Source organism: Roseateles puraquae, from assembly GCF_002205845.1.
GTDB classification, from domain to species: Bacteria; Pseudomonadota; Gammaproteobacteria; order Burkholderiales; family Burkholderiaceae_C; genus Pelomonas; species Pelomonas puraquae.
Genome location: NZ_NISI01000009.1, coordinates 194,974 through 216,444, shown reverse-complemented (window position 1 = coordinate 216,444; position 21,471 = coordinate 194,974). Strand labels below are relative to the sequence as shown.

Here is a 21,471-nt window from a genome sequence, read left to right as displayed (position 1 = left end):
CCGCCCTGCCCTAGCATGAAGCGCATGCACCCATCCCGCCGCACCCGCGGCCTCACGCTGATTGAACTGCTGCTGTTCATCGCCGTGGTCGGCATCGCGCTGGCGGCCATGCTGCGCGTGTTCGTGACCGCCACGGCGGCGAGTGCCGATCCCATCATCCGGCGCCAGGAGCTCGCGATCGCGGAGTCGCTGCTGCGCGAGGTGCAACTCATGCCCTTCACCTGGTGCGACCCCGACAGCCCCAATTTCGACGACGCCACCTCGGCCGCGGCCTGCAACACCGTCGAGACCATCGGACCCGAGGCGGGCGAGACGCGCTACGGCCCGACCTACTTCGACAACGTCAACGACTACAACGGCTTCTCGATGACGGGCATCCGCGACCTGACCAACACCGCCGTCAGCGGCCTGGCCGGCTACTCGGCAAACGTGGCCGTGACCGCTGGCGCGCTGGACTCCGTCACCGCCGGCAGCGGCGACGCGCTCAAGATCACCATCACCGTGACCGGCCCCGACAGCAGCACCGTCGTGCTGCAAGGCTGGCGAACCCGCTATGCGCCGCAGTCGCCTTACTGAGCGGGGCTTCACGCTGATCGAGGCCGTGATGGTGATCGCCATCACGGGCGTGGTCATCGCCATGGTGGCCATCTTCATCGTGCCGGCCACCACCGCCTACTTCGCCACGTCCGCCCGCGCCCAACTCGGCGACGAAGCCGACACCGCCTTGCGCCGCATCGCGCGTGACCTGGCCGGCGCGCTGCCCAATTCGGCCCGCATCACGGGCGGCAGCCTGGAGCTGATCCCGGTCAACAGCGCCGCGCGCTATGCGGTGGAGTCGGGCGACACGCTGGCCTTCGGCACGCCCGACACCAGCTTCAGCATCGTCGGCCCGGCGCTGGCGCTGAAGACCGGCAACCAGAAGCTCGCCTGGTACAACCTGGGCGCCGGCGTGCCTGACGCCGATGCCTACACGCAAGCCAACGTGCGCACCGCGACCAACGCGGCGGGTAACGTGACGAGCGTCAACATCACCGGCGCCGCGCTGCCCAACGCGCTGCAGGCTCCGCCCTACCGCGTCTATGCCATCGAGTCGCCGGTCACCTACCGCTGCGACCTGGCCGCCCAGACCCTGACCCGCCATACCGGCTACGGCTTCTTCAGCACCCAGCAAGACCCGCCCAGCGGGGGCAACGCGGCAGTGCTCGCCCGCCATGTGACGGCCTGCACCTTCAGCTACGACCAGCCGGCCATCACCAGCCGCTACGCCCTCATCACGCTGCAGTTGCAGCTCACGTCGCAAGGCGAGACGGTGAGCCTGTACCACACGGTCCACATCGAGAACCTGCCATGACCGCGCGCCGCCACGGCTTCACGATGATGTCCATGCTCTTCATCCTGGTGGTGCTGGCCGCGCTCGGCACCGCGCTCGCGGCCCTGAGCCAGCGCCAGCAACTGGGCTCGGCCGGCGAGCTGGCGGCCGCCAAGGCCTACCAGGCGGCCTTCGCCGGGCTGGAATGGGGCAGCGTGCAGATCCTGCGCGGCTCGGGCAAGCCGGCCTGCTTTGCCACGCGCAGCTTCGTGCTGCCCGACCAGCTCAGCGATTTCACGGTGACGGTCAGTTGCACCCGCACGCCTGGCAGCGGCACCGTGACCGACGGCGACCAGGACATGGCCTTCTACACGCTGCTGGCCACCGCCTGCAACCTCACGTCCAACGGCGCCTGCCCCAATGGCAGCACGGCCGAGCCGGCCTACGCCGAACGGCAACTGACGCGGAGCCTGGGCCTATGAAGCGCTGGCTCGCAGCCCTGGCCTGCCTGCTGCTGGCGCCGCTCGCCAGCGCGGTCACCTACACCCTGCCCGGCACGCTGCCACCCGGCTGCACCGGCAGTGGCCCGGCCTACACCTGCCCGGCGCTCAGCCTGGGCTACAACGACGTGATCGTCGTCAACTCGCCCAAGCCGGCCACCTTGACGATCAACGGCAACTTCAGCACCAACACCTCGCAAATCAACCAGGCCGGCAGCGCCAGCGACCTGACTCTGGTCGTCAACGGCCAGTTGACGCTCGGCTACCAGGCCCGCCTCACGGCCAACATCACGGCCACCAGCGTGAACGACGCGGGCGGCGGCAATGTCGCCATCACCGGCAACCTGACCGCCAACGGCGGCAACATCTCGCTGGCCTACCAGACGACGGTCAGCGGCAACGTCTCCACCAGCGGCACCGGCACGATCTCCACCGCCCAGAACGGCAGCATCGGCGGCAACGTGACCGGGGGCAGCGGCAGCATCAGCATCAGCGAGTCGGGCACGGTGGCGGGCAACGTCACGGGCACGGGCAGCATCACGGTGGTCCAGAGCGCCACCGTGTCGGGCAGCGTGAGTGCGGGGTCGGGCGCCGTGAGCCTGGGTTACCAGGCCAAGGTCAACGGCAACGTCAGCACCACGGGCACCATCAGCCTGGGCCAGGCCTCGCGCGTGGGCGGCACGGTCAGCGGCGGCAGCGGCAATGTCACGGTGGGCTATGGCGCGACGGTCATCGGCACACTGACCACCAGCACGGGCACCATCGACATCGCACAGATCGCGACCACCTCGTCCTGCGTGAAGTCCACCGCCGGGGCCAGCATCACGCTGGGCTACCAAAGCAACGTCAACAGCGTGTGCTGCGGCACCAGTTGCACGAGCAGCTGCGTGGTCAACAACTCCACTTACGCGATGCCTTCGCTGTGCGCTGCGGCCACCACGCTGATCGCCGACTACCGCATGGACGAGCCTATCTGGAACGGCAGCAGCGGCGAGGTCAAGGACAGCAGCACCAACGGCTACAACGCGCGGTCGGCCACGGCTTCTGCCGGCACGCCGGTGGCCATCACCGCCAGCCTCTCGCCGGCCTATGGCACCACCAGCGCCGGCAGCTGCGGCTACGGCGTGTTCAACCGCTCCGCCCCGACGGGCAACGGCACCCACACCCTGGTGCAGCTGCCCGCCAGCTTCCCTTCGCTCAACAGCAGCTTCACGGTGCTGGCCTGGATCCGCAGCACCTCTCCCGGTCAGAGCGGCCAACGCATCTTCGTGCGCGACGACGCCCAGGACGGTTGGGCCTTGAGCCTGGGTGACCCGGGCAACGGCTCGCTGCGCTTCTTCAACCGCAACATCAGCGCCAGCGGCAGCGTGACCATCGGCGGCAGCAACGGTACCGGCGCCACCACGGCCAACTGCGGCGCAGGCACGTTCTGCCTGGACAGCGCGGCCGTCATCGCCGCCAACACCTGGTACTACGTCGCGGCCACGGTCGACATCACCAACAAGCGCGTGCAGACGCTCATCTACAACGCAGCCGGCAGCCTGCTCGCCAGCGCCAGCTCGGCCTACACCGGCACCTGGGGCGCCGGCACGGGCACGACCGCGATCGGCGGCGAATCCGCCAGCTCGGCGGAAGGCACCAGCAGCGCCTTTCACTTCTACGGCAACATCGACGAGCTGCAGGTCTACAGCGGCCTCCTCAACAGCAGTGAAATCTCGGCCCAGCTGAGCCGCTCGCGCAGCTGCCCGACCGCTGCCATCGCGGGTTTCACCATCACCGGCACCGGCAGTGCATCGACCTGCACCCCGCAGACCCTCACCATCACCGCCAAGGATGCCGCCGGCAACACGCTGACCAACTACACCGGCACGGTGAACCTGACCACCAGCAACGGCAGGGGCACGTGGTCCGTCGGCAGCGGCCCGGCGCCTTCGGGCACTTTCACGGCCGGCGCGGCCAACTCCGGCACCGCCAGCTACACCTTCGCCACAGGCGACGCGGGCATCGTGAAGCTGCGCCTGGCGCAAAGCCTGGCGCAAGACGTGACCGCCACCGTCGTCGACAACACGGTGCCGTCCACCAGCAGCACGTCGGCCGCCATCAACTACCGTGACAACGCCTTCGTCTGGGCCGAGGACCTGGGCAACAAGATTGCCGGCACCAACATCGTCGTCGCCGGCCGGCCGCACGACCTGCAGGTGTCGCTGATCAAGCGAGACCCCAGCACCGGCAGCTGCGGCGTGGCCACTGATTTCACGGGCAGCCGCAATCTCAAGCTCTGGCGCACTGACAACGGCGGCCCCTGGACCGCACCCAGCACCAGCAGCGTGGCCATCCCCTCGTCGCGGCCAGCGGCCAACAACCTCAACCTCGCGTTCACGGCCGGTGTCGCCAGCCTGAGCCTGGCCACGGCCGACATCGGCAAGTACACGCTGAACCTGGACGATGACTCTGGCACCTACGCCGCCGGCACCATCAGTGGCAGCCTGGGTGACCTGACCGTGCGTCCGTTCGCACTGGCCATCAACAGCATCACGATGGGCTCAGTGGCCAACCCGGGCGGCAGCGCCGCGTCTGATGCCGTCTTCGGCAAGGCCGGCGCGCCCTTCTCGGCCACCGCCACCGCCTACCGCTGGAGCGCGACCGCCGACAGCAACGACGACGGCCTGCCCGACAGCGGCGCCACGCTCGCACAGGTCTCGGCCGGCGGCATCGCCACCGGCTTCTCAGCGCCGGTCGCCTTGACCACCGAAGCCAATTCCCAGACCCCGCCTGCCAGCCCCAGCGGCCCCTCCGGCGTGATGGGCACCTTGAGCAACAACCTGATCACCAGCTTCAGCGGTGGCGTTGGCAGCACCAACGCGCTGACGTACTCGGAGGTCGGCAGCTTCAAGCTGAACACCAGTGCCGTGGTCGGTGCCTATCTGGGCACGCCCGGGCTCAACCTGGATGCCGTGGTCTTCGATGCGGCCGGCAACCCGCAGACCCGCGTTGGCCGTTTCATTCCCGCCCGCTTCTCCCTCAGCAACCCCACCATCAGCCACCGCTATGGGCGCAGCTGCAGCGTGGCGTCCACCTTCACGTACCTGGACGAGGACTTCCAGCTCGGCTTCACGCTCGATGCCCAGAATGCCGCGGGTGCGACCACGGTCAACTACTTCGGCAGCTTCGCCCGGCTCGACCTCAGCACGCCGGCCAACTTCAAGCTCGCCGGCATCGGCGGCAGCACCCCCTTCAAGACCAGCAACAGCCGGCTCTCCACCTCCGCCAGCAGCGGCAGCTGGGCGGCGGGCCAGGCGGCCAACGTCACGCTGACCGCCAGGGCCCTGCGCACCACGACGCCGGATGGGCCGTTTGACACGGCGCGATTCGGCATCGCCCCGGTCGACGCGGACGGTGTCACGATGGCCACGCTCGACCTCGACACCGACGTGCCCGCCAACGGCGCGGACGTGACCCAGGTCGGCACAATCCCTCTGCGCTTCGGGCGGCTTCGCCTCCAGAATGGCATGTCCGCCGCCAACCGACCCGTGCAGCTCGCGCTCGCGGCGCAGTACTGGAACGGCAGTGCCTACAACACCAACACCTTGGACTCCTGCACCAGCGTCTCTGCCGCCCACCTCAGCTTCGGCAACCTGCGCAAGTCGCTCGTGGCCGGTGATGCCGTCATGAGCAACAGCCCCGCCACCGTCAGTGCGGGTGTCGGACGCATCACGCTCGCAGCGCCCGCCAGCGGCCATGCCGGCACGCTGGACGTCGCGATCGCACTCGACGCCACCGCCACCGATGCCTCCTGCCTGAAGGACCCGCCCGTGAGCTGGACCCCCGCCAAGGCCGCCACGGCCGGCGCCCGACTGCTGGGCCTGCGCGGCACCTGGTGTGGCGGCACCGCCTTCAAGGACCCGAGCGCCCGCGCGACCTGGGGCCTGTACCGTGGCGACAACGGCGTGATCTACCAGAAGGAACACTATTGATGCGCTGGCCCTGGACACCCCGTCGCAGTGCCCACCGGTTGCTGCTGCGCCGCCTGGGCAGCGGGCATGCCTTTGTGCTGACCGACGGCGAGCCGTCCGATTCACAGCCACCGCGCCTGCTGCGCTGGGGCCTGATGCCGGACGCCCGGCCGGTGGCAGCCGGTGAGGCGATCGCGCTGCTGGAGCCCAACGACTATCAGATCCTCAAGGTGGACACGCCCCAGGTGCCACAGGACGAGTTGAAGGCGGCGGCGCGTTGGCAGGTCAAGGAAATGGTGGATGCCGACATGGCCGAGCTCACGCTGGATGTCATGCATGTGGGCGGCGACGTCGAGCGCGCACAGCGCCAGTTGTTCGTGGTCGCGGCCCGCAATCGCGCCATCCAGGCACTGACCGAAGGCGCGGCTGGCATCCATGCCGAGATCAGCATCGTCGATGTGTGGGAGACCGCGCTGCGCAACCTGCTGACCCGCCAGGCCCGCCAGGACGACCTCGCCACCCGCGCCTGCGCCGCCATCCACATCGATGCCACGCAGTCACTGCTCGTGGTGTGCAGCGGTGATGAGCTGTACTACACGCGCCGCATCGAGGCCGACCCCGGCCTGCTCGCCCGCGCCCGCGGCGAGCAGACGGAGACCAGCCCGCAAGACCTGCCCCTCGGGTTTGAGTACCAGCCCGGTGGGTCGTTCGATGTGGCCGGCTCGCAGGAGTCGCCGCTGGTGGTCGAGCTGCAGCGCTCCATCGACGTGTGGGAGCGCAGCTGGCCCGAGCTGCCGCTGGCCAGGCTCTACGTGGTGTCGGCCGAACATGGCCCGGAGGTGGCCGCACTCATCCAGCGCGAACTTGGGCAGCGCACGGTGGCGCTGGACCCGTTCGCCGCGTTTGCGCCGGCGGCTCCGCCACCTGAGGGCGAACGGATGCAGGCCTTGCAAGCCTGCCTGCCGCTGCTGGGTGCTGCACTTCGCGCGGAAGGCAGGCAGCTCTGATGGCCCAGCAAATCAATCTGCTCACGCCCATCCTGCTGGCGCCCAAGCGCTATTTCTCGGCGCTGACGCTGCTGCAGGCAACGGGTCTGCTGGTGGCCACTAGCGCGCTGGTCACGCTGTGGCTGCAACACCGAGACCGCCAGGCCGACATCGAACACCAGGCCCTGCTGGCGCGCAACGCGGCTGAGCGGCAGCAGTTGCTGGTGGCCCGTGCGGGACTGCCGGCACCGCTGGACGCCAACGCCCAGCAGCAGCAATTGCAGGCGCTGGAGACGGGCAACGCCCAGCGCAAGGCGCTGTTGGCCACGCTTGGCAGCGACGGCGGTCGGCGGGCAGGTCTGCATCACTCCGACCTGCTGGCCGCCGTGGCGCGCAGCCTGCCGGAAGCCGCCTGGCTCAGCGAGCTGCGCTACAGCCCGGGTCGCCTGGAACTGGCCGGTGGCACGCTCGACACGGCCGTGCTGCGCCCCTGGCTCGGGCAACTGGCGGCGCATCCGTTGATGGCCGGGCAGGAGCTTGCAGCGCTGTGCGTCGAGCGCCTGGGTGCACCGGGCACCGACGCCGCCCCGGGCGCCGTGCTGGACCGCGGCGGCGCCCTGTCGCAGAGCCGCCTGCCGGTGTGGACGTATCGCGTCATCAGTGCGCCGGCCGGCGCTGCCTCAGGAGCCACCCGATGAAAGCCCGCACCCCGATCGACGCTGCCGCCCTGCGCCGTCAGCTGGCACCGGTGCTGGCCACCTGGGAGCGCCAAGCCCGGCGTATCGACGCGCTCAGCCTGCGTGAACGGGCCATCCTGTTCGGCTGCATCCTGGTCGTGATGATCGCGCTGATGGACAGCCTCGTGATGACGCCACTGTCCGCCCGCAGCCAGGCGCGCAGCCAGGCCCAGGCTCAGCAAGTCGAGGAGCTCAAGCAACTGCGCGAACAGTTCGTGGCCGCCAGCCGCGACACCGGCGAGCCGGCCGACGGGCTCAAGGCGCAGCTGGAGGCCGCGCGTGCCGAGCGCACCCGGCTGGACGACGCCCTGCGCAAGGCCGGCTCGGTCAGCGAGGCCGAGGGCCTGTCACTCGTGCTGCAGCGCCTGCTGGCGCGCCAGCCTGGCCTGGTGCTGGAGCGCCTGAAGCTGCTGGACGATGCCCCGGTGGCCGTGCCCGCAGCGGCCTCGGCGCCGCCGGCTCCGGCGTTCGCCGGCATGAGCTGGCAGGGGGTGGAGCTGCAGGTCCAGGGCAGCTATCAAGACCTGCAACGCTATCTGCAGGCCCTGGAGCGCGAACTCCCCGGCCTGCGCTGGGGCGAGATGCGGCTCTTGGCCGGCGACGACGGCGCACCGCCCCGGCTGCAGACCCAGGTCTTCATGCTGAAGGTGCAACCATGATGCGCAGTCGCTGGCGCAAGCTGACTCTGTCCAGCGTCCTGGCCGTGCTATCGCCAGCGGCGGTGACTGCTGCCGACGACGCCTCCCGCGACCCGACCGCCTGGCCGTCGTCGCTGAAGGCTGCCATCGCGGCGGAGCGCGCCGCGTCGGCGGCCTCGAGCGCGGAGGCAGTGGACAACGCCATCCGCCAGGTCGTCTTTGCCGACGGTCGAGCGTATGTCGTGCAACGCGGCCGACGTTATGGCGTCGGCGAATCGCTGGACGGCGCTCGCATCGTTCGCATCACCGAGCAGGCCGTGTGGCTGCGCGAAGCCGGCCAGATCCGGCGTGAACCCCTTTACGGCGGCGTCGAGAAACGTCCGCCCGCGCCCGTGGCCCCCGCCGCGTCTGGCGCCCGCAAATCCAAGGAGAAGCCATGAAGGCCCCCACCCCTCGCCTGCTGCTGCTCAGCGCCGCCGTCCTGCTGACGGCCTGCGCCGACAAGCCGCTGCGCATCGCCCAGCCCAGCCAGGCCCTGCGGGAGGAGCTGCAGGCCCAGCGGCAGGCGCCTGCTGCCAGCGCCCCGGCCTCAGCGCCTGCGTCCGCCGTGGCCCAGGCCGTGCCGGCACCCGCCCCCGCGGCACCCGCGCTGCCCCCCGAGCCCCGCTTCGACCTGATCGTCAACGGCGCGCCGGCGCGCGATGTCTTCCTGTCCCTGGTCAGCGACACCCGCTACAGCATGCTGGTGCATCCGGCCGTCACCGGGCAGCTGTCGGTCACGCTCAAGGGCGTCACCCTGCGCGAGTCGCTCGATGCCATCCGCGAGGTCTACGGCTTCGACTACGCGATCGACGGCCGCCGCATCACCGTCTTCCCGCCGACGCTGCAGACGCGCGTTTTCACGCTCAACGCACTGGCCCTGCAACGCAGCGGCCGCAGCGAAGTGCGCGTCAGTTCCGGTGCGGCACCCGCCAGCAGCAACAACGGCAACACCTCGGGCGGCAACACCACCGGCGGCAGCAGCGCACCGACGGTCCAGCAGCAGGAAAGCAGCCAGCTCAGCACCAAGGTGGCCGGCGATTTCTGGGGCGAGACGACGGCGGCCCTGCGCGCCCTCGTCGGCAACGGCGAAGGGCGCGCGGTCATCGCCAGCCCTCAAACCGGCACGGTCGCCGTGCGCGCCATGCCTGAAGAGCTGCGCCATGTCGACGCCTGGCTCAAGGCCACCCGCGTGGCGGTCGAGCGCCAGGTCATGCTGGAGGCGAAGATCGTCGAGGTGGAGCTGCGCGAGGGCTACCAGAGCGGCATCGACTGGTCGCGCGTGGGCGACCGCGGCGCGATCGGCCAGACCAGCGTGAACCCCTCCATCCCGAGCGGCGTCAGCACCATCATCAATCCGCTGGTCAGCAACACGCGCAACTTGCCGGTACTGTCCACGGGCACCCAGACGCCGGGCTGGTCCGACCTGATCCCCCTGCCCTCGGCCGGTGGCGGCGCCTTCGGCCTCGCGCTGTCCAAGGGCGGCTTCCAGGCGCTGCTGAGCTTCATCGAAAGCCATGGCGACACCCAGATCCTCTCCAGCCCGCGCATCGCCACGCTGAACAACCAGAAGGCCGTGCTCAAGGTCGGCACGGACGACTACTTCATCACCGGCATCAGCGGCAGCAACACCTCCAATGCCACCAGCAGCACGGGCACGACCGGCACCACCAATCAAATCCCGACGCTGACACTGACCCCATTTTTCAGTGGCGTGGCGCTGGACGTGACGCCGCAGATCGACAACGACATGATCACGCTGCACATCCACCCGTCGGTGTCGGCCGTGACGGAGAAGATCAAGCAGGTGGACCTCGGGTCGATCGGCAATTTCCGCCTGCCGCTGGCCAGTTCGAGCGTCAATGAGAGCGACACCGTGGTGCGCATCCCCGATGGTCAGATCGTGGCCATCGGCGGGCTGATGCAGATGGAGGCCTCACGCCGCGGCTCGGGCCTGCCGGGCGCGGACAGCAACCCCATCACTTCCATGCTGTTCGGCAACCGCGCCAACAGCGGCCGCAAGCGCGAGCTGGTGGTGCTGATCAAGCCCAGCATCATCCGCAGCAACGAGGACTGGGAGCAGCACAACCGCCTCGTCAGCGAATCACTGGAAGACAGCCAAAACCGGGCCCACCGCGTGATCCGGCTCGATGGCACGGCCTCTGCGCCGGGCAAGTAAGTCCTGGCGGAGGCTGGCGGCTGCGCTCAGCCCTGCACGCTGAGCGCATGCGCGCCGCGGGGCAGCACCCGGCCCACCACGCCTGCCGCCGCAAAGCCATGCTGCGCAAAGGTGGCCATCACCGCATCCACCGCCGCCGGCGTGCACGAGACGAGCAGCCCACCGCTGGTCTGCGGGTCGGTCAGCAGCGCACGGTCTTCAGCCGCGAAGTCAGCCGGCAGGCCCACGTCCTGTCCATAGCCCGCCCAGTTGCGGCCTGACGCGCCGGTCACGAACCCGCGCTGGGCCAGCTCACGCACCCCGGGCAGCAGCGGCACGCTGCGCCAGTCGATCTCGACCGTGCAGCCCGAGCCGCGCGCCAGCTCCAGCCCGTGGCCGGCCAGGCCGAAGCCCGTCACGTCGGTCAGCGCATGCACGCCGTCGATGGCCGCCAGGTTCGGCCCGGGAGTATTGAGCCGGGTGGTGGTGTCGATCATGCGCGCGTAGCCCTCATCCCCGAGCTCGCCCTTCTTGAGCGCTGCGCTCATCACGCCCACGCCGAGCGGCTTGCCCAGCACCAGCACATCACCCGGCCGTGCATCGGCATTGCGCTTGACGCGCTTCGGGTGCACCAGGCCCAGGGCCACCAGGCCGTAGATGGCCTCCACCGAATCGATGGTGTGGCCGCCGGCCACCGGGATGCCCGCCGCCCGGCACACCGCGGCGCCGCCTTCCAACACGCGCCCGATGGTCTGCGTGGACAGCACGTTGATCGGCATGCCCACCAGCGCCAGGGCCATGATCGGACGGCCGCCCATCGCGTAGACGTCGCTGATCGCGTTGGTGGCGGCGATGCGACCGAAGTCGAAGGGGTCGTCGACGATGGGCATGAAGAAGTCGGTCGTCGCGATCAGGGCCTGCTCGTCGTTGAGCTGGTAGACCGCGGCATCGTCCGAGGTCTCGATGCCGACCAGCAGTTCCTTCGGCATCGGCAGGGCCGTGGTGCCCTTGAGGATCTCGGACAGCACGCCCGGGGCGATCTTGCAGCCGCAGCCGCCGCCATGGGACAGGGACGTCAGGCGGGGTTCGGCGCTCGGGTTTGTGGAGGCAGGTGCATTCATGCCGTCACTCTACCGATAGAGTGCGGCCCGTGAAGATCAGCCTGAAAAACCTGTCGGCCCGCCATGCCACCGCGCGCCGCGGCAGCCGCGACGCGCTCGCCGGCCTGACGCTGGACATCGCCGCGGGCGAGCAACTGGCCGTCATCGGCCCCTCGGGTGCCGGCAAGACGACCCTGCTGGAGGTGCTGGCCTGCGCGCGGCCGCCGTCAGCGGGAGAGCTGCAGCTCGACGACACCGCCCCGTGGCAGCTGCCACGGCGCCTGCTGCAGTCCTTGCGTGGCCGACTCATCCTTGTGCCCCAGGTACCACCGCTGCCACCCCGCCAGCGCGTCGTCACCGCGGTCCTGGCCGGCCGCCTGCCGAGTTGGAGCCTGTGGACCGCCCTGCGCTCCCTGTTCTACCCGGTCGACATCCCGGCTGCCGATGCCGCGCTGGAGGTGTTCGACCTCGGGGACAAGCTCTTCGAGCGTGTGGACCGGCTGTCCGGCGGCGAACGCCAGCGGGTGGGCCTGGCCCGCGCGCTGGTGTCGCCGGCCCGGCTGTGGCTGGTGGACGAGCCGCTGTCAGCCCTGGACCCGGCCCGCGCGCAACAAGCCGTGTCGGCCCTGGTGCGTGAGGCGGGCCAGCGCGGCGTGTCGCTCGTCGCGACCCTGCACCAGGTCGACGCGGCGCTGGCCAACTTCCCGCGCATCCTGGGCCTGCGCGAAGGCCGGCTGATGTTCGACCTGCCGGCCGGGCAGGTCACGCCCGAGCGCCTGGCGCAGCTTTACGCCTCTCATGAGCACGAGCTGCGCGGGGCCCCGCCCGCGGACGACCCACCCATGCCGGCACCGCCCGTGGTGATGCAATGCCGATGAGCCCGGCGCAGCGCGACCCGGCCTGGCTGGGGCGCGTGGGGATGATGCTCGCGGGCCTGGTGACCCTGTGGCCGCTGTTACAGGCCACAGAGTTCAGGCCGTGGTTGCTGCTGGAGCCGGATTCATTGCGCGTCACAGCGAAGTTCGTAAGCGGCTTTCTGACGCCGGAACTCCGCTACGACTTCCTGATTGACCGCGCGCGCGACACCTGGCGAACCATCGCCATCGCCACGGCCGGCATCGCGCTCGGCCTGCTGATCGCGGTGCCGCTGACGCTGCTGGCCACGCGCACGCTGTCCATCTCGGCCCTGACCGGCCGCATGGCCGCCCTGCCCTGGGTCGTACGCCAGGCCGTGCGGCTGCTGCTAATCCTGCTGCGCTCGATGCCGGAGCTGGTGTGGGCGCTGGTCTTCGTGCGCGTCGTCGGCCTCGGGCCCGCGGCTGGCGTGCTGGCGATTGCGCTCACCTACGGCGGCATGCTGGGCAAGGTCTACGCCGAGATCCTGGAGAGCGGCGATGCCCAGGTCACCCAGACCCTGCTGCGCAACGGCGCCGGCCGCCTGCAGGCCTTTGCCTATGGCCTGCTGCCGCAGAACGCAGCCGAACTCACCAGCTACACGGTCTACCGCTGGGAATGCGCCATCCGCAGCTCGGTGGTGCTGGGCTTCGTCGGTGCCGGCGGCCTGGGGCAGCAGATGGACAGCTCGATGAAGATGTTTGCCGGCGGCGAGGTCATGACCATGCTGCTGGTGTTCATCGCCCTCGTGGCGCTGGCTGACCAGCTCAGCGCGGCCTTGAGAAAGGCGCTCGGATGACCTCCTCACGCCAGAAGGCGGCCAATCTCCGCTACCGCCTGCCACCGCCCCTTTTTGATGCGCGCAGCCGTGCGGCCTGGCTGGTGCTTGGCGTGCTCGCCCTGGTGGTGGCCAGCTTCGCCTCGCTGGACCTGAAGCTGGGCAGCTTCCTGTCGGGCGAGGCGCTGGCCAGCATGCGCAAATTCCTCGGCGAGTTCGTGCCACCGGACACCAGCCCCGGCTTCGTCGCCAAGGTGGCGCAAGGCGCCTGGGAGACCTTGGCCATGTCAGCCCTGGGCACCGTGCTGGCCGCGCTGGCCGGCGTGGCCATGGCGCTGCCGGCCAGCCGCCTGCCCGGTGCCGCCCGGGGCGGCGTGAGGCTGCTGTTGAACGCGCTGCGCTCGGTGCCTGAATTGGTGTGGGCGTCGATGCTGCTCATCAGCGCAGGCCTGGGGCCCTTTGCCGGGACGCTCGCCCTGGCCATCCACACCAGCGGCGTGCTGGGCCGGTTGTTCGCCGAAGCCATCGAGAACGCGCCGCCCGGGCCGGCTGGCGCGCTGCGCATCCAGGGTGCGGGCACGCTGCGCGTCTTCCTCTACGCCACGCTGCCGCAGGTCCTGCCGCAGCTGATGAGCTACACCCTCTACCGCTGGGAGAACAACATCCGCGCCGCCGCCGTGCTGGGCGTGGTCGGCGCCGGCGGCCTGGGGCAGCTCTTGATGTACCACATGGGCCTGTTCCAGATGGACAAGACCGCCACGGTGCTCGCGGCCATGCTGGTGCTGGTGGCCGTGGTGGACGGGGTGAGTTTTTCGCTCAGGCGCTGGCTGACGCGCTGAGCGAAGCGCCGATGGCGCTCAATACGCGCCGGGCAGGTGCTCCGCTGCGGTCCAGCCCAGCAACTGCCGCAGCGACGCGGCAACCGGCGCCGGTCGCACGCCCTCTGGCATCCAGGCGAGCTCAAAGCGGCGCAGCTCCGGGCTGCGGAACACTGCGCCATCCGGCATTGGTAACGCGCGTCCCCGGGGCTCCACGCCGGGCACTACCTGGCGGAACTCATCGAGCGTCGCGAATTGCGCCTGGCAGGCCGTGCCGGCCACGGGCGCCCAGCTCACCAGCGGCTGGCCGGTACCAGCGCGCAGGTAGACGTTGCCATCCACGCGCGACAGCATCGGCGCCGTGACCTTGCCGCAGGTGACGGGTGCCTGCTCCACCCGCAGCAGCGGGCCCTTCACCGCCGCGCTCGCCACCAGCAGGTTGCCTTCGAACACATGGCCGACGCGCGCCTGCACGTCGGGCCCGGTCTGCGGGTGCCAGCCGAAGTGGTCGCCCTGCGCGCTGCGCTCGTTGCGGTCGATGAGCACGGGCGAGTCGACAAAGGTGTTGTGGTGGATCTTGGCGCCCGAGCTGTTCAGGATGCGAACGCCCTGCTGGTTGTTCAGGAAGACGTTGCCCGCCACCGTCACACCTTTTGAAATCTCGAAGAACAAGCCCGCCTGCGTGCCCTCGACGTGGTTGTTGACGAACACGCCGTCCTGGTTGCCCACGTCCCACCAGACGCCGTTGGAATGCGGCTGATCGATGACGAGGTTGTCGCGCACCGTCACGCGGTGGGACTGGTTGAAGATCTTGACTGCCGCCGGGTAGTAGCCGGTGAGCCGCGCCACGTTGTTGCGGCGGATCAGGTTGCGCTCCAACAGCACGTCGGACGAGCCGATCACGTAGATGCCCTCGGTGCCGGTGTCGGAGATCAGCGAGTTGCGGATGACGAGCCGGTCGCCGCGGAAGTAGCCCGCCACGCGCGAGCAATGGCTGATCGTGACGTTCTCCAGCAGCGTGCCGACGACCTCCTTGCCGTAGTCGCTCTCCGGTGTCGGGCCGACGGGGTCGTCGGTGGGTTCTTCGGACACTCGCGTCGACGGCTTCTTGCCCTCGATGTCGATGGCCCGGTAGGCGTATTGCGTGAAGGTGATGCCACGCAGCGTCGGCCCGCGGCGGTCGGAAGGCTTGCCATGCACCGGGCGCGAGGGCCGGTGCAGCGCGATGTCGTGCGCGGTGATCTCGATGCTGCGGCCGGCCGGGTTGATGCCGATGTAGACCTCGCCGCGGGCGTAGTCGATGTAGAAGCCCTTCTCGCCCAGTTCGCCCGCCCAGCCGACGGACTGCAGGGGCTGGCCGTCGACGAACACCATGTCGTTGTTGAACCGATGCAGCGGCGTCAGCATGCCTTCGCGATCGCGATGCCACCAGCCCAGGGGCTCGGCCGGGAACAGCGTGGCCCAGCGCGTACGCCAGACGTTGTGGCCCAGCGCCTGCCATTCGGTGGCCACGCGCGTGCCCTTGAAGACCGGCACCTCGTCCAGGTAGGGCTGGATCGTGACGCCCTGGTTCAACTGAAGGCCGCCGGTCCGGTAGGTGCCGCCGCGCAGCACGATGGCGTCGCCTGTGACGACCCGGCTGATGGCGGACTCGATCGTCGTCGGCTGCGCCAGCGAGGTGCCGGGTGCGTCGGCCCGGCCATCGGGTGACACGTAGTAGACCCGGGCCGCCTGGGGCACCTCATAGCGCTTCGGCACCGGACCGTAAGGGCCGCCCGAGGGTTGGGCAAGGCTCGGGCCTGCCAGCCACGGCGCGGCCAGCAGGGCCAGCGCGCCGAGAGCGCGGCGCAGTGAAAGATCGAAAGGCATGCTGTCTCCGGAAGGCGCGCGCACCGCTCGCAGGTAGCGCTACCAATTGTTGTGCGGCGGCACGCTATCACCGTTCGCTCAGCTTCGCCACCCCGGGAGTCCCGCAGAGAGAAGGCCCCCTCCGATCAACGTGCCTTCGACCCCACCAACCCCAGTGCGAGCGCTATCCCGACCAGGACGATGCCACCGCCCAGCACCATCTGCGCCGTGACGGCCTCGCGCAGGAACAGCGCGCCCCACAGCATCGCGAACAACGGAATCAGGAAGGTCACCGACACCGCATTCGTCGGCCCCACACGGCTCATCAGCCGGAAGTACAGGATGTAGGCCAGGGCCGTGCAGAGCCCCGCGAGCGCCAGAGCCGCCAGCCAGGCGGTGACGCCGGGCCAGGTGGACGGCCACAACGCACCCGCCGGCACCGCCAGCATCACCGCCGCGGAGAGCTGGCTGCCGGTGGCGACCGCCAGCGGCGACACGCCGGCCAGATAGCGCTTGGTCGCGTTGGCGGCGATGCCGTAGCACAGCGTCGCCGCCGCGCAGGCCAGCACCGCCCAGAAGCCGGTGTGGTCAGCGCCGGGCTTGAAGCTGGCCTTGTCCCAGGCCAGGAAGGCCACGCCCGCAAAGCCGATCACGAGACCCAGCGCGCGCCAGCGCGTCAGCCCCTGGCGCATCCACACGAAGGCCACGATGGCCGTCCACAACGGCGTGGTGGCGTTCACGATGCTGGAGAGCCCCGCCGTGATAGACAGCGCCGCAAAGGAGAACAGCGCAAACGGAATCGCGCTGTTGAGCGCCCCCACCACCAGCAGGCCCCGCCAATGCTGGCGCAGCTCCCCCAGCTGCCCACGGGCCGCCAGCAGCGGCACCAACATCGCGCTGGCCAGCCCCACCCGCACCGCCGCCAGCGCAATCGGCCCGAATTCCTGAGCGCCCAGTCGCATGAACAGGAAAGACGCACCCCAGAGCGCTGCCAGCAGCACCAGCTCGCCGATGTCGAACGCCCTCATGCGCCCCGCCCTTCCAGGCTCAGCAGCGCCTGTTTGCGCGCCAGCCCGCCGGCATAGCCGGTCAGAGAACCATCGGCCCCGACGACGCGATGACAGGGCACCAGCACCGAGATCGGGTTGCGGCCGACGGCTGCGCCCAGGGCACGTGCGGCGCTGGCACGGCCCAGGCGCTGGGCCAGCTCGCCGTAGCTCGCAGGCTGGCCCGCCGGGATCGTCAGCAAGGCCTGCCAGACCTGGCGCTGGAACTCGGTGCCGGATGGGTCCAGCGCCGGCAAGCGGTAGGGCTGCCCGGCGAAGTAGGCAGCCAAGGCGACGGCTGCGGCGCTCAGGACCGGGTCGCTGCCGTCATCCACCGGCACGGCCAGCGGCCCGGGATGATGCTTCTGGTCATCGAACCACAGGCCTGACAGGCCCGCCGCACTGCGCGTGGCGGTCAGGGGCCCGAGCGGGGTGTCGATGCGCCGTTGCAGGATGTGATGCTGGGGGGTCATGCGTGTCTCCAGAGGTGCAGCACGGCGTAGCTGCGAAAAGGGCGGTAGCGCTCGGCAGCGGCCAGGTAGGCCTTGGGCGACAGCGGCGGGCCGTCGCCGCTGAGGGCCTTGCGCAGCACCACGTCGCCCGGCGGGAAGGCGTCGGGCCAGGGCCAGCCGCGCATCAGCATGTAGCCGGCGGTCCAGGGGCCGATGCCCGGGATCTGCGCCAACTCGGCCGCCGCGGCGTCAGGCGTCCCCTCGCGGCGGGCGAAGGCCAGCGTTGGCCAGGCCTGGGCCAGTGCGATCAGGCTCTCGGCGCGGCGTCCGATGATGCCGAGCGACGCGATCTCGTCCCGCGTGGCCGCCGCGATGCGCTCCGGCGGCGGAAAGAGGCGGTCGCAGCCGGGCGGTGCGCCCGCCAGCCGGGCACCGAAGCGCTCGACGAAACGGCCGGCCAGCGTCCTGGCCGCGGCCACCGTCACCTGCTGGCCGAGCACAGCCCGCACGGCAAGTTCGAAGCGGTCCAGGCAGCCCGGTAAACGCTGGCCGGGCACACCGCCTTCGCCCAGGGCCGCCGCGATGGCCTCGGGGTCGGCATCCACGTCGAGCCAGCGCCGCAGCAACGGCAGCAAGGCGCCGACCGCAGGCCACAAGTCCGGCGACAAGCTCAGCCCGACTTCACCGGCCCGATCGAAGTCCGCCCGCAGCCAGCCCGTATGGCGGGTACCGCCATGGCTGACCGAGACGGTGCGCGTGACGGCTCCCGCGGTCACCACCTCCACGCCCGCCACGGCACGCGGTGCCAGGAAGGCCAGCACACCGTCGACGTCGTAGGGCATGCGATAGCTCAACCGCAGCCGCGAGGCCGGTGCCGGTGCGGCGGCATCCCGCCCAACGCGCCGCAAGGCGGTGGGCTGCAGCCGGTAGTGCGCCAGAAACGCAGCATTGAAGCGCCGCAAGCTGGCGAAGCCGGCCGCATACGCCACGTCCTGCACCGACAGCTGGCTGTCGGTCAGCAGCGCCTTGGCCAGCAGCAGACGGCGGGTCTGGAGGTACTGCAGCGGCGACACCCCATGCTCAGCCTGAAAGATGCGCCGCAAGTGGCGGCTCGTGATGCCCAGGTGGCGCGCGAGGTCCTCCACGCTGGCATCGGCGTCGTCGCAATCATCCAACCACGCGGCGGCCTGCTGGGCCAGCGTGCGGGAGGCATCGGCCGTGGTCCAGGGCAGCGCGCGCGGCGCCAGCTCCGGCCGGCACTTCATGCAGGGGCGAAACGCGGCAGCCTCGGCCTGGGCGGCGGTCGGGAAGAAGCGGCAGTTCTCCCGGCGCGGCAGCCGCACGCGGCAGACCGGACGGCAGTAGATGCCCGTGGAAGTCACCCCCACGTAGAGCCGGCCGTCGAAGCGCGCGTCATGCGCCTGCAGCGCGGCGTAGGCGGCATCGGGGGGCAGCAGGTCGGTGAACATGGCGCCAGTCTAGGAGGCGCTGGTGCCACATCCTGGCAGTTTTCGGACATGCCCCTCGCGCGCCGCCGACCTCAGCGGATGTAACGACGACGAAGCCGGCTGACGGCGCCTTCCTTCTCCAGCTGCCGGTAGGCCGACACCCAACGCTGCGCCTCTTGCGCGTCGAGCGACAAGGACGCCGCCATGTAGAGCGTCGCCTCGCCCAGCGTGGCCTGCAGCGCGAACAGCATGCGGGCGTGGTCGTACTGGTCCATCGCGGCCTCCAGCATCGGTGTCCCGGCGTAGATCACGTCCAGCGTGCGATTGCGCAGCAGTCGCAACAGGTCGCGGTAGTCCTTGCCTTCCACGATCTGCGTGAACCCGTCGCCACGCAGGTTGGCGACGATGGGTGAACCCCGCAGCACGCCGACGCGCATCGGGCGCAGCTCCGGCAGGCTCAGCCGCGACTCGGTGGCCAGGGTGTACAGGCCGTAACGCACCGTCATCAGCGGCACCAGCCACTGGAAGGCGGCTTCACGGTCCGGGGTGCGGGCGAGCGGGAACACGCCGTAGCCCGGCCCCTGCTGGGCCATGCGCACGGCGCGGGCCCACGGCACGTAGACGACGCTGCCCTTGCGGCCCAGGCGCTCGGCCATGGCCAGGGCCAGATCATGCGCGAAGCCCCGGCCTCCGCCCGGCGCGTCCCAAGCAAAGGGCGGCAGGTCGCCGGCCACCCACTGCAGTTCCGTCGTGGCCCAGGCAGGCGACAGCGTGGCCAGCGGGGCAATCAGCAGGGTGCGGCGGGCCAGCGGCATGCCCTGACTCTACCGCCGCAGCAGCGCTTTACATGGCCTTGAACAAGTGCACGTAAGCCCGGCTCACCGGCAGTTCACGGGCATGCCCGCGCACCCGCACGAACAGGCGGCTCTGCTCGTCACGCCGCGTGCCGGCCAGGTGGTCGAGGTTGATGATGGTGGAGCGGTGCACCTGCCAGAACAGCTCCGGGTCGAGCTGGCCGGCGAGCTCGAAGATGGGCGTGCGGATCAGGTGCTCGGCGGTGGCCGTCTGCACGACCGTGTATTTGTCGTCGGCATGGAAGAACAGCACGTCACCCACCGGGATCTGGTGCATCAGCTCGCCCTGGGCGGCACGCACGAAGCGCAGCCGCGCCGGGTTGCCGGCGCCCGCCGCGGGCAGGATTCGTCGCAGGGTCTCGGCGAGCGCTCCGTCGTTCTCGGGCGCCGCCTGCCGCAGGCGCGCGACGCAGGCTGCCAGGCGCTCGGTCTTCAAGGGCTTGAGCAGGTAGTCGACCGCCCGTGCCTCGAAGGCCTCGATGGCGTATTGGTCGTAGGCCGTCACGAACACCACGCGCGTGCTGCCTTCGATCCCCTGGGCCACCTCCAGGCCAGTCAGGCCAGGCATCTGGATGTCCAGGAACGCCAGGTCCGGCTCCAGCTCTGCAATGGCTTCAGCCGCCTCGACCCCGTTGGCCGCGGTGCGGATCACCTGCAACTCCGGCCAGGCCTGGGCGAGCTGGGCTTTGAGGTACTGGACGAGATGCGGCTCGTCGTCGGCGATGAGGGCAGTGGTCATGGGGTCGTCGTGGACAGGGGAAATTGGATCAGGGCCAGGGTGCCGCCGCCGTCGCGGGGCCGCAGTTCGAGGCGGGCTGAGGTGCCGTAGCGGGCCGTCAGGCGGGCGCGGATGTTGTCGAGCGCCACCCCGTTGCCGCCGCGGCGGCGCGGGCCGTCGAGGCCCTGGCCATCGTCGGCCACCTCGATGACCAGTTGGCCGTCAAGCTGCCGGGCCGACACGAGCACATGGCCCCCTTCGATCTTGGGTTCAAGCCCGTGGTGGATGGCGTTTTCGACCAGCGGCTGGGCCAGCAGCGGCGGGAGTTCGACGTCCCGCAGTTCCGGCGGGAGCGCCAGCGTGACGCGCAGCCGCTCGCCCATGCGCAACTGCATCAGTGCGAGGTAGGCCTCCAGCATCGCGAACTCCTGGGCCAGCGTCGTCGTGTCACCCCGCAGTTGGCCAAGGCTGGCCCGCAGGTAGTCGGTGAAGCGCTCCAGCATGACCTTGGCCCGCTCGGGGTCGAAGTCGATCAGGCTTTGCACATTGGCCAGCGTGTTGAACAGGAAGTGCGGCTCGATCTGCCCCTGCAGCAGCTTCAGCTGCGCTTCGGTGACGCGCGCCTGCAATTGCTCCTGCTTCCAGCGGGCGCGGTAGCGCAGGGTCAGGCCGATCGTGATGAGCCCCGAAATGATGAAGAACTCGCGCCAGAAGCCGATGCTGCCCAGGATCTTCTGCAGCGGGCGGTTAATGCCCCAGATGAAATCGATGACGAACATGCCCCCGATCACACCCAGCAGCGCCATGCAGATCGAGAACGTCGAATAGAACACGCCGGTGCGCCAGTCGCGCCAGCCCATGATGGCGTCCAGCCAACGCTGCGGCGCCAGCAGCTCGAAGCCGCGATAGCCGAAGAAGAAGCACAGCGTCACGCACAGGCTGACGACCATGTTGACGGGCAGGCTCTCCGTCCACCAGCGGAAGGTGCCCAGGTGCCGCCCCTGGATTCCTGCGAAGACCGCAAAAAAGCTGCCGAAGCCCAGCGTCCAGGTCAAGTAGATCAGCACGCGAAACCGCAATCGGTCCGGCCGGTGCTTCATCAGCACCCGCTGGTTGCGCAGCGCCTGGGCGAATTCTTCGGTGAAGGTCATGGAGCCGGAGTGTAGGAAGCGGCCAGCCCCACCCCCATGGATGA

General features: G+C 70.0%; 20 protein-coding genes. 12 read left to right on the top strand and 8 right to left on the bottom strand.

Annotated elements, in window-relative coordinates; translation table 11 throughout:
• The first annotated feature begins 24 nt into the window (after positions 1-24).
• Genes CDO81_RS20110 through CDO81_RS20075 form a run of 9 tightly spaced genes read left to right on the top strand, consistent with a single transcriptional unit; the run spans position 25 to position 10,341 of the window.
• On the top strand, positions 25-576 hold the full coding sequence (locus CDO81_RS20110; RefSeq protein WP_088485046.1) for a type II secretion system protein: 552 nt from the start codon (positions 25-27) through the stop codon (positions 574-576).
• The gene (locus CDO81_RS20105; protein ID WP_088485008.1) at positions 554-1,351 is read left to right on the top strand and encodes a prepilin-type N-terminal cleavage/methylation domain-containing protein; all 798 of its coding nucleotides are present in this window, start codon (positions 554-556) and stop codon (positions 1,349-1,351) included. The genes CDO81_RS20110 and CDO81_RS20105 overlap by 23 nt, the downstream gene beginning before the upstream one ends.
• A complete protein-coding gene (locus tag CDO81_RS27730) occupies positions 1,348-1,791 on the top strand; it encodes an agglutinin biogenesis protein MshP (RefSeq protein ID WP_144397318.1) in 444 nt (147 codons plus the stop codon). Before CDO81_RS20105 ends, CDO81_RS27730 begins: the two co-directional genes overlap by 4 nt.
• The gene (locus tag CDO81_RS20100) at positions 1,788-5,783 is read left to right on the top strand and encodes a DUF6701 domain-containing protein (protein WP_144397317.1); all 3,996 of its coding nucleotides are present in this window, start codon (positions 1,788-1,790) and stop codon (positions 5,781-5,783) included. The genes CDO81_RS27730 and CDO81_RS20100 overlap by 4 nt, the downstream gene beginning before the upstream one ends.
• On the top strand, positions 5,783-6,769 hold the full coding sequence (locus CDO81_RS20095) for a type IV pilus biogenesis protein PilM (protein ID WP_088485006.1): 987 nt from the start codon (positions 5,783-5,785) through the stop codon (positions 6,767-6,769). The genes CDO81_RS20100 and CDO81_RS20095 overlap by 1 nt, the downstream gene beginning before the upstream one ends.
• Positions 6,769-7,446, top strand: coding sequence for a PilN domain-containing protein (locus tag CDO81_RS20090; protein ID WP_088485005.1), 678 nt, complete (start codon positions 6,769-6,771; stop codon positions 7,444-7,446). The genes CDO81_RS20095 and CDO81_RS20090 overlap by 1 nt, the downstream gene beginning before the upstream one ends.
• Positions 7,443-8,144 (top strand): hypothetical protein, encoded by a 702-nt coding sequence (locus CDO81_RS20085; protein ID WP_088485004.1) that lies wholly within the window; start codon positions 7,443-7,445, stop codon positions 8,142-8,144. The genes CDO81_RS20090 and CDO81_RS20085 overlap by 4 nt, the downstream gene beginning before the upstream one ends.
• Positions 8,141-8,563: a hypothetical protein gene (locus tag CDO81_RS20080; RefSeq protein WP_088485003.1), complete on the top strand. Its 423-nt coding sequence runs from the start codon at positions 8,141-8,143 to the stop codon at positions 8,561-8,563. Before CDO81_RS20085 ends, CDO81_RS20080 begins: the two co-directional genes overlap by 4 nt.
• Positions 8,560-10,341: a pilus (MSHA type) biogenesis protein MshL gene (locus CDO81_RS20075; protein ID WP_088485002.1), complete on the top strand. Its 1,782-nt coding sequence runs from the start codon at positions 8,560-8,562 to the stop codon at positions 10,339-10,341. The genes CDO81_RS20080 and CDO81_RS20075 overlap by 4 nt, the downstream gene beginning before the upstream one ends.
• Before the next feature lie 26 nt (positions 10,342-10,367).
• Here CDO81_RS20075 and selD read toward each other — a convergent pair whose 3' ends face one another.
• On the bottom strand, positions 10,368-11,441 hold the full coding sequence (gene selD / locus CDO81_RS20070; protein WP_088485001.1) for a selenide, water dikinase SelD: 1,074 nt from the start codon (positions 11,439-11,441) through the stop codon (positions 10,368-10,370).
• Positions 11,442-11,470: 29 nt separating this feature from the next.
• On the opposite strand from selD, the gene CDO81_RS20065 reads away from it, so the two are divergent.
• Genes CDO81_RS20065 through phnE form a run of 3 tightly spaced genes read left to right on the top strand, consistent with a single transcriptional unit; the run spans position 11,471 to position 13,931 of the window.
• Positions 11,471-12,298 (top strand): phosphonate ABC transporter ATP-binding protein, encoded by an 828-nt coding sequence (locus CDO81_RS20065; RefSeq protein WP_088485000.1) that lies wholly within the window; start codon positions 11,471-11,473, stop codon positions 12,296-12,298.
• On the top strand, positions 12,295-13,113 hold the full coding sequence (locus CDO81_RS20060) for a PhnE/PtxC family ABC transporter permease (RefSeq protein ID WP_088484999.1): 819 nt from the start codon (positions 12,295-12,297) through the stop codon (positions 13,111-13,113). The genes CDO81_RS20065 and CDO81_RS20060 overlap by 4 nt, the downstream gene beginning before the upstream one ends.
• Positions 13,110-13,931: a phosphonate ABC transporter, permease protein PhnE gene (gene phnE, locus CDO81_RS20055; RefSeq protein WP_088484998.1), complete on the top strand. Its 822-nt coding sequence runs from the start codon at positions 13,110-13,112 to the stop codon at positions 13,929-13,931. Before CDO81_RS20060 ends, phnE begins: the two co-directional genes overlap by 4 nt.
• An 18-nt stretch (positions 13,932-13,949) precedes the next feature.
• Here the strand turns inward: phnE and CDO81_RS20050 are convergent, their stop codons facing one another.
• The 7 genes from CDO81_RS20050 to CDO81_RS20020 form a co-directional block, all read right to left on the bottom strand.
• On the bottom strand, positions 13,950-15,779 hold the full coding sequence (locus CDO81_RS20050) for a right-handed parallel beta-helix repeat-containing protein (protein ID WP_088484997.1): 1,830 nt from the start codon (positions 15,777-15,779) through the stop codon (positions 13,950-13,952).
• A gap of 125 nt (positions 15,780-15,904) precedes the next feature.
• Positions 15,905-16,786, bottom strand: a complete 882-nt coding sequence (locus CDO81_RS20045; RefSeq protein ID WP_088484996.1) for a DMT family transporter — start codon at positions 16,784-16,786, stop codon at positions 15,905-15,907.
• The gene (locus tag CDO81_RS20040; protein WP_088484995.1) at positions 16,783-17,277 is read right to left on the bottom strand and encodes a methylated-DNA--[protein]-cysteine S-methyltransferase; all 495 of its coding nucleotides are present in this window, start codon (positions 17,275-17,277) and stop codon (positions 16,783-16,785) included. The genes CDO81_RS20045 and CDO81_RS20040 overlap by 4 nt, the downstream gene beginning before the upstream one ends.
• Positions 17,274-18,725 (bottom strand): Ada metal-binding domain-containing protein, encoded by a 1,452-nt coding sequence (locus CDO81_RS20035; protein WP_088484994.1) that lies wholly within the window; start codon positions 18,723-18,725, stop codon positions 17,274-17,276. Before CDO81_RS20035 ends, CDO81_RS20040 begins: the two co-directional genes overlap by 4 nt.
• Before the next feature lie 71 nt (positions 18,726-18,796).
• Positions 18,797-19,519 (bottom strand): substrate-binding periplasmic protein, encoded by a 723-nt coding sequence (locus CDO81_RS20030; RefSeq protein WP_088484993.1) that lies wholly within the window; start codon positions 19,517-19,519, stop codon positions 18,797-18,799.
• 28 nt (positions 19,520-19,547) lie between these two features.
• Positions 19,548-20,297: a LytR/AlgR family response regulator transcription factor gene (locus CDO81_RS20025; RefSeq protein ID WP_088484992.1), complete on the bottom strand. Its 750-nt coding sequence runs from the start codon at positions 20,295-20,297 to the stop codon at positions 19,548-19,550.
• Positions 20,294-21,427, bottom strand: coding sequence for a sensor histidine kinase (locus CDO81_RS20020; protein ID WP_088484991.1), 1,134 nt, complete (start codon positions 21,425-21,427; stop codon positions 20,294-20,296). The genes CDO81_RS20025 and CDO81_RS20020 overlap by 4 nt, the downstream gene beginning before the upstream one ends.
• Between the last annotated feature and the right edge of the window lie 44 nt (positions 21,428-21,471).

Bases quoted from the DNA above. Each gene is read 5' to 3' on its own strand.
- CDO81_RS20105 (WP_088485008.1), top strand. From the start codon at position 554: ATGCGCCGCAGTCGCCTTACTGAGCGGGGCTTCACGCTGATCGAGGCC.
- CDO81_RS20035 (WP_088484994.1), bottom strand. From the start codon at position 18,725: ATGTTCACCGACCTGCTGCCCCCCGATGCCGCCTACGCCGCGCTGCAG.
- CDO81_RS20045 (WP_088484996.1), bottom strand. From the start codon at position 16,786: ATGAGGGCGTTCGACATCGGCGAGCTGGTGCTGCTGGCAGCGCTCTGG.
- CDO81_RS20080 (WP_088485003.1), top strand. From the start codon at position 8,141: ATGATGCGCAGTCGCTGGCGCAAGCTGACTCTGTCCAGCGTCCTGGCC.
- phnE (WP_088484998.1), top strand. From the start codon at position 13,110: ATGACCTCCTCACGCCAGAAGGCGGCCAATCTCCGCTACCGCCTGCCA.
- CDO81_RS20100 (WP_144397317.1), top strand. From the start codon at position 1,788: ATGAAGCGCTGGCTCGCAGCCCTGGCCTGCCTGCTGCTGGCGCCGCTC.
- CDO81_RS20085 (WP_088485004.1), top strand. From the start codon at position 7,443: ATGAAAGCCCGCACCCCGATCGACGCTGCCGCCCTGCGCCGTCAGCTG.
- CDO81_RS20075 (WP_088485002.1), top strand. From the start codon at position 8,560: ATGAAGGCCCCCACCCCTCGCCTGCTGCTGCTCAGCGCCGCCGTCCTG.
- CDO81_RS20050 (WP_088484997.1), bottom strand. From the start codon at position 15,779: ATGCCTTTCGATCTTTCACTGCGCCGCGCTCTCGGCGCGCTGGCCCTG.
- CDO81_RS20030 (WP_088484993.1), bottom strand. From the start codon at position 19,519: ATGCCGCTGGCCCGCCGCACCCTGCTGATTGCCCCGCTGGCCACGCTG.
- CDO81_RS20110 (WP_088485046.1), top strand. From the start codon at position 25: ATGCACCCATCCCGCCGCACCCGCGGCCTCACGCTGATTGAACTGCTG.
- CDO81_RS20090 (WP_088485005.1), top strand. From the start codon at position 6,769: ATGGCCCAGCAAATCAATCTGCTCACGCCCATCCTGCTGGCGCCCAAG.
- CDO81_RS27730 (WP_144397318.1), top strand. From the start codon at position 1,348: ATGACCGCGCGCCGCCACGGCTTCACGATGATGTCCATGCTCTTCATC.
- CDO81_RS20020 (WP_088484991.1), bottom strand. From the start codon at position 21,427: ATGACCTTCACCGAAGAATTCGCCCAGGCGCTGCGCAACCAGCGGGTG.
- CDO81_RS20025 (WP_088484992.1), bottom strand. From the start codon at position 20,297: ATGACCACTGCCCTCATCGCCGACGACGAGCCGCATCTCGTCCAGTAC.
- CDO81_RS20040 (WP_088484995.1), bottom strand. From the start codon at position 17,277: ATGACCCCCCAGCATCACATCCTGCAACGGCGCATCGACACCCCGCTC.
- CDO81_RS20060 (WP_088484999.1), top strand. From the start codon at position 12,295: ATGAGCCCGGCGCAGCGCGACCCGGCCTGGCTGGGGCGCGTGGGGATG.
- selD (WP_088485001.1), bottom strand. From the start codon at position 11,441: ATGAATGCACCTGCCTCCACAAACCCGAGCGCCGAACCCCGCCTGACG.
- CDO81_RS20095 (WP_088485006.1), top strand. From the start codon at position 5,783: ATGCGCTGGCCCTGGACACCCCGTCGCAGTGCCCACCGGTTGCTGCTG.